10 protein-coding genes are annotated in these 11178 nt (G+C 53.6%); 2 read left to right on the top strand and 8 right to left on the bottom strand.

Translation table 11 applies throughout. The features are described 5' to 3' along the window. The 8 genes from KE671_RS03655 to syd form a co-directional block, all read right to left on the bottom strand. The gene (locus KE671_RS03655) at positions 1 to 1143 is read right to left on the bottom strand and encodes a glycerate kinase (RefSeq protein ID WP_206161749.1); all 1143 of its coding nucleotides are present in this window, start codon (positions 1141 to 1143) and stop codon (positions 1 to 3) included. A gap of 88 nt (positions 1144 to 1231) precedes the next feature. Further along, entirely contained in the window at positions 1232 to 2572 is a 1341-nt protein-coding gene (gene gudD / locus KE671_RS03650; RefSeq protein WP_206161747.1) for a glucarate dehydratase, read from the bottom strand. 19 nt (positions 2573 to 2591) lie between these two features. Next, entirely contained in the window at positions 2592 to 3932 is a 1341-nt protein-coding gene (locus tag KE671_RS03645; RefSeq protein ID WP_206161746.1) for an enolase C-terminal domain-like protein, read from the bottom strand. Further along, positions 3929 to 5287, bottom strand: a complete 1359-nt coding sequence (gudP, locus tag KE671_RS03640) for an MFS transporter (protein ID WP_206161745.1) — start codon at positions 5285 to 5287, stop codon at positions 3929 to 3931. The genes KE671_RS03645 and gudP overlap by 4 nt, the downstream gene beginning before the upstream one ends. A 482-nt stretch (positions 5288 to 5769) precedes the next feature. After that, a complete protein-coding gene (locus KE671_RS03635; protein ID WP_206161744.1) occupies positions 5770 to 6219 on the bottom strand; it encodes a flavodoxin in 450 nt (149 codons plus the stop codon). Between the two features lie 6 nt (positions 6220 to 6225). After that, positions 6226 to 7020 carry a tRNA pseudouridine(65) synthase TruC gene (truC, locus tag KE671_RS03630; RefSeq protein ID WP_206161742.1) on the bottom strand — a complete coding sequence of 265 codons (795 nt, stop codon included), beginning with the start codon at positions 7018 to 7020 and terminating at the stop codon, positions 6226 to 6228. After that, positions 7020 to 7349: a YqcC family protein gene (locus KE671_RS03625; protein ID WP_206161740.1), complete on the bottom strand. Its 330-nt coding sequence runs from the start codon at positions 7347 to 7349 to the stop codon at positions 7020 to 7022. The genes truC and KE671_RS03625 overlap by 1 nt, the downstream gene beginning before the upstream one ends. Positions 7350 to 7986: 637 nt before the next feature. Then, on the bottom strand, positions 7987 to 8532 hold the full coding sequence (syd, locus tag KE671_RS03620; protein WP_206161739.1) for a SecY-interacting protein: 546 nt from the start codon (positions 8530 to 8532) through the stop codon (positions 7987 to 7989). 68 nt (positions 8533 to 8600) lie between these two features. Here syd and queF point away from each other — a divergent pair, with 68 nt between their 5' ends. Together queF and ppnN are read left to right on the top strand one after the other, a co-directional pair. After that, positions 8601 to 9449, top strand: coding sequence for an NADPH-dependent 7-cyano-7-deazaguanine reductase QueF (gene queF, locus KE671_RS03615; protein WP_206161738.1), 849 nt, complete (start codon positions 8601 to 8603; stop codon positions 9447 to 9449). 112 nt (positions 9450 to 9561) lie between these two features. After that, complete coding sequence (gene ppnN, locus KE671_RS03610) at positions 9562 to 10926, top strand: nucleotide 5'-monophosphate nucleosidase PpnN (RefSeq protein ID WP_042322511.1); 1365 nt, start codon at positions 9562 to 9564, stop codon at positions 10924 to 10926. Positions 10927 to 11178: the final 252 nt, after the last annotated feature.

Below are 11178 nucleotides of genomic sequence, written 5' to 3'. Positions count from 1 at the left end.
TCAGCGTAGCGTCCGTCCCATTTTGAGCGTGGCTGCGACATTGCGTGCGGTCATGCGCACATTCTCTGCGGCATTCTTCAACGCATCGTCCAGCGTACAAATGGTATAAATCACGCTAAAGACCGCATCCAGCCCATGTTCATGGACGATGCCAACATCCGGCGTCAGGCTACCAGCAATACCAATCACCGGCTTGTGGTAACGCTTTGCCACCTTCGCCACGCCGACCGGCACTTTACCGTGAATGGTCTGGCTGTCGATGCGCCCTTCGCCGGTTACCACCAGATCGGCATCAGCGACACACTCATCCAACTGGAGAGCATCGGTGACTATTTCAATTCCTCGTCGCAGTTGCGCACCGCAAAACGCATACAGCGCCGCGCCCATACCGCCTGCGGCACCGCCGCCGGCCAGCTCAAGGACATCCACTTGCAGATCGCGGGCAATCATCTGCGCATAATGCGCCAGTGCCGTATCCAGACGATCGATCGTTTCTGCTGTTGCCCCTTTTTGTGGGCCAAACACCGCCGACGCCCCCTCTTTACCGGTCAACGGATTGGTCACATCGCAGGCCACTTCTATCCGGCAGGCCGCCAGACGCTTATCCAGTTGGCTGATGTCAATTTGCTCAAGCGCCTCAAGAGCCGCACCGCCCTGACCAATGTCATTCTGTTGAGCATCAAGCAATTTTGCCCCTAACGCCTGCACCATGCCCGCGCCGCCGTCGTTGGTCGCACTGCCGCCGAGCCCGATAATAATATGGTCTACGCCAGCATCCAGCGCATGACGAATCAACTCTCCGGTTCCCCAGGAGGTCGTTTTTAATGGATCGCGTAACGCGACAGGCACCTGTTCCAGACCGCTGGCTGCCGCCATCTCAATGAAGGCCGTGCGCTCATCGCCGGATAAACCGAAAAATGCGGTGACCGGCTCTCCCAGAGGGCCCGTAACGTCGACATCAACAATGCGCCCCGCCGTCGCGGCCACCATGGCTTCAACCGTTCCTTCACCACCATCCGCAACCGGAAGTTTTACGTAATCCGCATCGGGCCAGATTTCACGAAAACCTTGCTCAATGGCGTTCGCCACCTCAAGAGCACTCAAACTTTCCTTATACGAGTCCGGTGCGATCACTATTTTCATAAGCCGTCCTTACGCATGTTGACTCTGTTAAGCATACACCCGGTTTACCGATAAAAAATAACCGGCCCTTTTAGGACCGGTTGACATCTTAACGAACCATGCACGGACGTTTGTTATCGAACGTCCAGTTCGGGATAAGATACTGCATTCCCATCGCGTCATCACGTGCGCCCAGCCCGTGCTTCTGATACAGCTCGTGGGCTTTCATGACCTGGTCCATATCCAGTTCAACACCCAGACCCGGTTTTGCCGGTACCTGTACCATGCCGCCTTTAATTTCAAACGGCTCTTTAGTCAGGCGCTGGTTGCCTTCCTGCCAGATCCAGTGGGTGTCGATCGCCGTGATCTTGCCCGGTGCCGCGGCGGCCACATGGGTGAACATCGCCAGCGAAACGTCAAAGTGGTTATTGGAGTGTGAACCCCAGGTCAGACCGAACTCATGGCACATCTGCGCGACGCGCACAGAGCCCTGCATCGTCCAGAAGTGCGGGTCAGCCAGCGGAATATCCACCGACTGTAGTGACAGCGTATGGCCCATCTGACGCCAGTCGGTGGAGATCATGTTGGTCGCTGTCGGCAGACCGGTGGCGCGCCGAAACTCCGCCATCACCTCACGCCCCGAGAACCCCTGCTCAGCGCCACATGGATCTTCCGCGTAGGCCAGAGATCCTTTCAGGTACTTACCGATTTTGATCGCTTCATTCAGCGACCATGCGCCATTCGGATCCAACGTCACACGCGCCTGCGGGAAACGTTTTGCCAGCGCCACAATCGATTCCGCCTCTTCTTCCCCAGCCAGTACGCCCCCCTTCAGTTTAAAATCGTTAAAACCGTATTTTTCGTACGCGGCTTCAGCCAGACGGACGACCGCCTCGGGCGTCATCGCCTCTTCATGACGCAGACGATACCAGTCGCACTGCTCATCCGGTTGGCTCTGATACGGCAGCGGTGTAGCGTTGCGGTTACCGACGAAGAACAGATAACCGAGCATTTCCACTTCACTACGCTGTTGACCGTCGCCCAGCAGAGACGCCACGTTTACGCCCAGATGCTGTCCCAGCAGATCCAGCAACGCAGCTTCAATCCCGGTGACCACATGGATAGTGGTGCGCAGATCGAACGTTTGCAGACCGCGTCCGCCTGAGTCACGATCGGCAAAGGTATTGCGCACCGCATTCAACACGTTCTTGTACTCGCCGAGCTGCTTACCCACCACCAGTGGGATCGCCTCTTCCAGCGTCTGACGGATTTTTTCGCCACCAGGAATTTCACCTACACCAGTATGACCTGAATTATCTTTGATAATTACAATATTACGCGTGAAGAACGGGGCATGCGCACCACTCAGGTTCATCAGCATACTGTCGTGACCCGCAACCGGAATAACCTGCATTGCCGTAACAACAGGGGTAGTAAATTGTGCGTTCATTGTTGAGTCCTTATACAAATCAGTGACGGCCGAAAACGGGACGTTTACGGTCAAAAGTCCAGCCGGGGATCAGGTACTGCATCGGACCGGCGTCGTTTCTCGCGCCGCCTGGCAGTTTCTTATAAGCTTCATGTGCCTTCTGCACCTGATCCCAGTCCAGCTCAACACCCAGTCCAGGCGCGTGAGGAACAGCAATTTTTCCGTTTTTAATCTCAAGAGGTTTTTTCGTCAGGCGGCAATCACCCTCCTGCCAGATCCAGTGCGTGTCGATGGCGGTCGGTTTACCCGGCGCAGCTGCGCCAACGTGGGTAAACATCGCCAGTGAAATATCGAAGTGGTTATTAGAGTGACAGCCCCAGGTCAGCCCCCAGTCATCGCACAACTGTGCCACACGCACCGCGCCGGAAAGCGTCCAGAAATGCGGATCGGCAAGCGGGATATCGACAGCATTGAGCATCACCGCATGGCCCATTTCGCGCCAGTTAGTGGCGATCATGTTCGTCGCCACCGGCAACCCCGTGGCGCGACGAAATTCTGCCATCACTTCGCGGCCCGAGAAGCCTTGTTCGGCGCCACACGGATCTTCGGCGTAGGTGAGCACATCATTCAGCCCTTTACACAGCGAGATAGCCTCATCAAGCAGCCAGGCGCCGTTGGGATCAACGGTAATCCGCGCATCCGGGAAACGCTTTTTCAGCGCACGAGCAGTCTCTATCTCTTGCTCGCCTGGCAGCACGCCGCCTTTAAGTTTGAAATCTTTAAAACCGTAGCGATCCTGCGAGGCTTCCGCCAGGCGCACCACGGCGTCGCTGTTCATCGCTTCCTGATGGCGCAGATGATACCAGTCGTGATTGCCCGGCGTGGTTTCCAGATAAGGGAGATCGGTTTTCGTGCGATCGCCGACGTAGAAAAGATAACCAAGCACGGTCACTGCATCACGCTGCTTGCCTGGTCCCAACAGTTCGCAGACCGGCACGTTGAGCGCCTTACCCAGCAGATCGAGCAGTGCGGCTTCCAGCGCGGCCACGGCATTGACGCGCAATTCGAAGGTCCACGCGCCTTTGCCAAAGGTATCAAAATCCGCGGCCTGATTGCCTTTGTGTACTCGCTGAACCACGTTGTTCAGTCGGGCCACTTCCTGACCGAGTACCATCGGGATGGCATCAACCAACGTCTGGTAGATGACCTCACCGCCTGGCGCTTCACCCACGCCGGTGTTGCCAGCGTTGTCGGTAAGGACCACGATGTTGCGGGTAAAGTACGCGTTATGCGCGCCGCCAATATTGAGGAGCATACTGTCATATCCGGCAACCGGAATGACCTTCATGTCCGTGATAACGGGGCTGGATTGTGTCGTCATGATAGTTGTCCTGCGACTGGTTTCAGTTCAATACGTTTAATATCCCCCACCAGCACCAGGTAGCTCAGTACCGCAATCAACGCGTGCACGCCCACATAAATCAATGCGCCGTTGAAGGAGCCGGTTGTGCCGACAATGTAGCCAATCGCAATAGGCGTCACGATGCCGGAGATATTGCCGAACATGTTAAACAGACCGCCGCTCAGGCCGCTGATCTCTTTCGGTGCCGTATCTGCCATCACCGCCCAGCCCAGCGCACCGATGCCTTTACCAAAGAACGCCAGCGCCATGAAGCCAATGATCATCCACTCGACGTTAACGTAGTTACAGAACACCATTACCATCGACAACAGCATCCCCATCACGATAGGCGTTTTGCGCGCAATGTTCAGTGAGCCGGTACGACGCATCAGCCAGTCGGAGATAATGCCACCCAGCACCCCGCCGATAAATCCGCATACGGCCGGAACAGAGGCCACAAAGCCCGCTTTCAGAATCGACATACCGCGAGCCTGCACCAGATAAACCGGGAACCAGGTGATAAAGAAGTAGGTCAGCGCGTTAATGCAGTACTGGCCGATGTACACGCCGATCATCATACGCGAGCCCAGCAACTGCTTTATCTGCCCCCACTTCACGCTAAACGGCACTTTGGCTTTGGTGTCTTTCTGATCCATATTAATCAGCGCGCCACCTTCTGCGATGTACTCCAGCTCTTTCTTATTCACGCCAGGATGCTGGTTTGGTTCGTGGATCACTTTCAGCCAGACAAAGCTGATAACAATCCCGAGGCCACCCATAAAGAAGAACACATGCGACCAACCCACTTCATGGGTCAGCCAACCCATGATCGGAGCAAAAATAACGGTGGCAAAGTACTGTGCAGAGTTAAAGATCGCGACTGCCGTTCCCCTCTCCTGTGCCGGGAACCAGGCCGCGACAATGCGACTGTTGCCAGGGAAAGATGGCGCTTCCGCCAGACCGACGAGGAAGCGCAGGGTAAACAGCGCGACGATAATACCGAATCCGCTAAAGATATCGACGAAACCCTGTAACAGGGTAAACAAGGACCAGATAAAGATGGACCAGAAGTAAACGCGTTTGGAACCAAAACGGTCCAGCAGCCAGCCGCCCGGGATCTGCCCGATGACGTAGGCCCATGAAAACGCAGAGAAAACGTAACCCATCCCGACCGGATCCAGACCAATATCTTTGGCCATCTCCGAACCGGCAATGGATAAGGTGGCGCGGTCGCCATAGTTGAAGGAGGTGACGATAAACAACATCACCACTATCCAGTAGCGGGCATTGGTGCGTTTTTCCGCACCGCTCGCAGCCTGACTTAATGAACTCATTGTTGCACTCCTGAATTTTCGCGTTAGTCACGCTCACTCTGAACAGCACAACTGGTAGGGGATCAGAGGTGACGTTTCGTGTTTTTTTGCAGCTTTTATTAGGTCGTTCGCCTTGCTTACTGCATTTTTTTATCGCTGGCAGGAGAAGTATAAAAAGCACATGGTTCTTGCTCACCGTGCAAGAACCCAACATTTAGGCAGCGTATCACTTATGTTTATGGCAAAAGCCCAGGGTGATGGAAGCGACTTCACGGAAATGAAAACATATAACGGAAATCGCGTGGGGCTTACGTGGAAAAGGCGGGAGTGTGAAACAGGTCGCTTGACCCTATGAAAACGCCCCTAAAAACCCTTCAATATTGAGGGCTTTTAGGGGCGTTTGCCCGAAGCTAACACGATTCAGTGTTGAGTAGAATAGAGGCAGGTTGTTCCCGAGCCTAGCGTCAAAAGGGAGTCCCTCCCGGTAGGGGGAGGGTTAACTCTCAGGATAAGAGTGTGCCCCAATGTTCGACCCAGGGATTGGATTCACTTTCAGGTTCCGGATGCTCACTGGCATCAATCAGCAACATTTCCCCCACGCGCTGTGCGCTTTGCTCCTGTAACAGGGCATCAAACTGTTTACCGCCGTTGCAGAAATTGACGTAGCTACTGTCGCCTAACGCAATCACGCCGTAACGCAGATTGGGCTGGAACCCCAGTCGATCTTTGATTCCCTGAAACAACGGCACAATGCTGTCCGGTAAATCACCTTGCCCGGTGGTGGAGGTGACCACCAGCGCGATTTTGTCCTGATATTCCTGCCAGTCCGCCAGTTCAGGATCTTCAAAAACAGTCGCTTTGTGCCCCTGGGCCGTCAGGATCGCTTCGGCCTCTTCGGCCACCAGCAGCGCGTTGCCATACATTGTTCCGACAAAAATCCCGATTTCCGCCATGCTTAATTACTCCCTGAATGAAGAACGTATGCATTCATCCTGACCTGCTGGCTCACTTAACTCAACCCTTTCATTCTCAGGGAGAAGTCCCTGCCAGCCAAACTGTGATAGCGCCTGCATCCAGACCGTATCCAGCCCGGCATGAATCGTCAACGGTTCACCGGTAAACGGATGGGTCAGCGCAAGCTGGCTGGCATGCAGCATCAGTCGGTTGCAGCCAAAATGTTCCGCCGCGCTGCGGTTCTGCCGCAAATCGCCATGCTTGCTGTCGCCAATAATCGGATGGCGCAGGTGCGCCAGATGACGTCTGAGCTGATGCTTGCGCCCCGTTTGCGGATCCAGTTCCACCAGACCGTAACGAGTCGTCGGATAACGCCCGGTCGCTAGTGGCATTTCAACGGTGGCGAGGCCACGGTAATGGGTTACCGCCGGCTGTGGATCCTTGTTTTCACGGGCAAACTTATCGGCAATTTTATCCCGTTCTTCCACCAGCGGATAATCCAGCACCGCCTCCTCCATTAGCCAGCCACGGACAATGGCGTGATAGCGCTTATGGATCTGGTGTTGCTCAAACTGCTGCGCGAGACGGCGTCCGGCTTCGCTGGATAACCCCATCAACAGCACGCCGGATGTGGGTCTGTCGAGGCGATGCGCGGTAAACACATGCTGACCAATCTGGTCACGCACGGTCTGCATCACTACCACTTTTTCATCGCGATCCAGCCAGCTGCGGTGGACCAGCCAGCCGGAGGGTTTGTTAACCGCAACCAGCCATTCGTCCTGATACAAAATCTCCAGCATCAGGATTTATCTTGCGCGAAAAGCGCATCCAGTGCCTGCAACGTCTCCAGCAGGATTTCGCGCTGCGGATGATCGGCGGTCAGGGCCATTTCGTAATAGGGGGCGACGGCAAACGCCTCGGGTAGCGGTTGCGCACTGTCCAGTAAAGTATGCATACGTGGGATCAAGACCCATTGCAGCCATTCAAGCGGCTCCATCGTATCCATACAAAATGGTTGGGAACTGGTAAACAGGTGGGCTTCGGGTTCATCCATCCGCCAGTGTTGATGTTCACGCAGCAGCGCTTCAAGTACATGGAGCTGCTGACGCACACGGTCATGGGTCGTCATGAAAGTCACCTCAATGATGAAAAATCTGGCGCGAAGGATACCACCAGTAAAAAGAGAAACAAAAAAAGGGAGCACTGTAAAAACAGTGCTCCCGGTTCGTTTCGCAGCATTCCAGCTACTTTTCGTGCTCCCTGCTCATCCGTGACAACTTTTCCTCTGGTCTTGCGACCCGTTGTTCATCCTGAACATTGTGCATCCTGCTCACACCACCCCGATGTGATTACTTCATCCTGAAGCGTCCTGGCCATCCTGACCCACCGACTATCCTGACCGGCTCTCGTTCTCCTTCCTGGAGGTGTCCTTTAACGCATTCCCGCGCTGTCCTCTTCACTTCATCCTGAAGTTTTTCCTTTTAACACCGTCCTGGTGTGTCCTGCTGAAGTGTCATCATCCTGATGTTCACTTCTTTATGCGACTCCCTGTCGACGTACATAGAATCGCCTTTTTCACGCCGTCTTACAAGACGCTTACAGACAATACCTTAAGGAAAATTTCATATGAAAGTTGACAGGAATTTATTAACTTAATGATTTATTAGAATATTAGTTATTTTTGCTTTCTGATGTCTTCATTTACTACCTGGCGATCTCCTACAGGGCTTGTAAGAGATCTCTCACATATTCATGGGTGAAATGGATTACAGAAGAGGCTTAAGTTGCGTAAGGAAATCCGCAAGAGAAGGGGCCAGAACGGTACGGTTACGGGTTCCCAGCGTTTCTTTGATCACTTCCCCCGACAGATTGCAGAGCGAAATGACCTCCAGTTCATTGTCCAGTGTGGCAATAAAAAGGGTCGGCGACAGTTTCAAACGTTTTTGCGTCACCAGATGACCAATCAGGTTCTCCTGAACCCGCCTGAAGTCATCAACGCTCCAGGTCTGTAACAGCGTCAACGTTTCACTGCCTGACTGCGCATGCATATCCCCGGCAAACTGCGTGGTATAAAATGCGTGAAGCGCAGGTTGTACCACAATATCGAAGGCGCGTTCAACCGCGTTTACATTCTGTTCACCTTCAAACGGCTGAGGTTGCCAGTACACAGCATCACGGGTCGTCGAGATAATGCAGGGAGAAGGCACGCCATACAGCGCTTCGCTCATCGGCCAACTGTCGTTTTTTGCATGCCATGCGTCGCAGTAACGCGTCGTAAAATCCTTCAGGGCCAAAGCTGTCTGTTCGTCCACCGGTTTCTCTCTTCATAAAAGCCAGGATACACTTGGCGCATAGTGTATCTGGTTTATGACGGTGAAACATGTCTTCTTATGAAAACCATCAGGCTCTTGATAGCCTGACGCTCGGTAAATCAACGGATTACCGGGATATTTACGACCCCAGCCTGCTACAGGGTGTGCCCCGTAGTCTGAATCGCGATCCGCTGGGATTAAAAGCAGACCGTCTGCCGTTTCACGGCGCCGATATCTGGACGCTGTATGAGCTGTCATGGCTGAATGCCAAGGGATTACCACAGGTGGCGGTGGGTCATGTGGAACTGGATTACACCAGCCTCAATCTGATTGAATCCAAAAGCTTTAAGCTGTACCTGAACAGCTTTAACCAGACGCGGTTTGACTCCTGGGAAGCGGTGCAACAGACGCTGGAAAACGATCTGCGCGCCTGTGCCGAAGGGAAAGTAACCGTTGCGCTATACCGTCTCGATGAGCTGGAAGGACAACCGGTCGCGCATTTTCACGGGACCTGCATTGATGAGCAAGATATCGACATCGACAGCTACCAGTTCACTACCGATTATCTGCAATCCGCCGCCGGTGGGGAAAAAGTGGTTGAAGAGACGCTGGTGAGCCATCTGTTGAAATCAAACTGTCTAATCACCCATCAGCCGGACTGGGGCTCGATACAAATTCAGTATCGCGGACGCAAAATCGATCGCGAGAAGCTGCTCCGTTATCTGGTCTCTTTCCGCCATCATAACGAATTTCATGAACAGTGCGTGGAGCGCATTTTCAACGACCTGCTACGCTTCTGTCAGCCGGAAAAACTGAGCGTTTATGCACGCTATACGCGCCGTGGTGGGCTGGATATTAACCCATGGCGAAGCAACACCGACTTTGTTCCGGCGACGGGCAGATTAGTTCGACAATGAATTATTTCACAATTTTGCGGGTCGGATTCCACGCGTAAGGTTGTGAAAGGTCATAAGCCAGGGCTATTGTAATCTACAGGGAATGACGTTTTGCGTCCCATAAGGAGTTTACTTGATTACACATATTAGCCCGCTTGGCTCAATGGACATGTTGTCGCAGCTGGAAGTCGATATGCTTAAACGCACGGCCAGCAGCGACCTGTATCAACTGTTTCGTAACTGTTCGCTTGCCGTTTTAAACTCCGGCAGTCTGACTGACAACAGCAAAGAGCTGCTGTCCCGCTTTGAAAGTTTCGATATTAACGTGCTGCGTCGCGAACGTGGCGTAAAGCTTGAACTGATCAACCCGCCAGAAGATGCCTTCGTCGATGGCCGTATCATCCGCGCACTGCAGGCAAACCTGTTTGCCGTGCTGCGCGACATTCTGTTTGTTAACGGTCAGATTCATAATGCGGGTCGCTTCCAGCATTTGGATCTCGAAAGCTCCGTGCACATTACAAACCTGGTATTCTCTATTTTGCGTAATGCTAGAGCGCTACACGTGGGCGAAGCGCCAAACATGGTTGTCTGCTGGGGCGGCCACTCCATTAATGAAAACGAATACCTGTACGCCCGACGCGTCGGGACACAGTTAGGCCTGCGCGAGCTGAACATCTGCACCGGTTGCGGACCAGGTGCTATGGAAGCGCCGATGAAAGGCGCAGCGGTGGGCCATGCTCAGCAGCGCTATAAAGACAGCCGTTTTATTGGGATGACTGAGCCGTCAATCATCGCCGCTGAACCACCGAACCCGCTGGTTAACGAACTGATCATTATGCCGGACATTGAAAAACGTCTGGAAGCCTTCGTGCGTATCGCCCACGGCATTATCATTTTCCCTGGCGGTGTAGGGACGGCAGAAGAGCTGCTGTATCTGTTGGGGATCCTGATGAACCCGGCGAACAAAGATCAGGTTCTGCCGCTCATCCTCACCGGCCCGAAAGAGAGCGCCGACTACTTCCGCGTGCTCGATGAGTTCATCGTGCATACGCTGGGAGAAGCAGCGCGAGTGCATTACCGCATTATCATTGATGACGCGGCCGAAGTGGCGCGCCTGATGAAAAAAGCGATGCCACTGGTGAAAGAGAATCGTCGTGATACCGGTGACGCCTACAGCTTCAACTGGTCGATTCGCATCACGCCGGATCTGCAAATGCCGTTCGAACCGTCCCACGAGAACATGGCTAACCTTAAGCTGTACCCTGACCAACCGGTTGAAGTACTGGCGGCAGACCTGCGTCGCGCCTTCTCCGGCATAGTGGCGGGTAACGTTAAGGAAGTGGGTATCCGCGCCATTGAAGAGTTTGGGCCTTACAAAATCCACGGCGACAGTGAAATGATGCGCCGGATGGACGATCTCCTGCAAGGCTTTGTCGCGCAGCACCGTATGAAGCTGCCTGGCACCGCCTATATCCCCTGCTACGAAATTTGCGCCTGACGCGAAAAGCGTTTCATGGACCGGGAGCGGCTGATGGCCCTTCCGGTTTTTTTATAATTACCAAAGAGATAACACGTTCACTTTATTAGTCCTGCTAATACATCATACAAAAAATAGCGCAACGCAAACGATTACCTTGCTAATGCAACCGCGTTTTATCATCCATAAATTAAATTAGTCGCCATAAACGACTATAAAGATCGCTTTTTGCAACGTAACCCCCGTATCTTTCTGACAATCCTTTCTGTCAAT

Source organism: Citrobacter amalonaticus (assembly GCF_018252635.1).
Classification (GTDB): Bacteria; Pseudomonadota; Gammaproteobacteria; order Enterobacterales; family Enterobacteriaceae; genus Citrobacter_A; species Citrobacter_A amalonaticus_E.
Note: the sequence above shows the minus strand (reverse complement) of the source record. Positions and strands in the feature narration are given on the sequence as shown.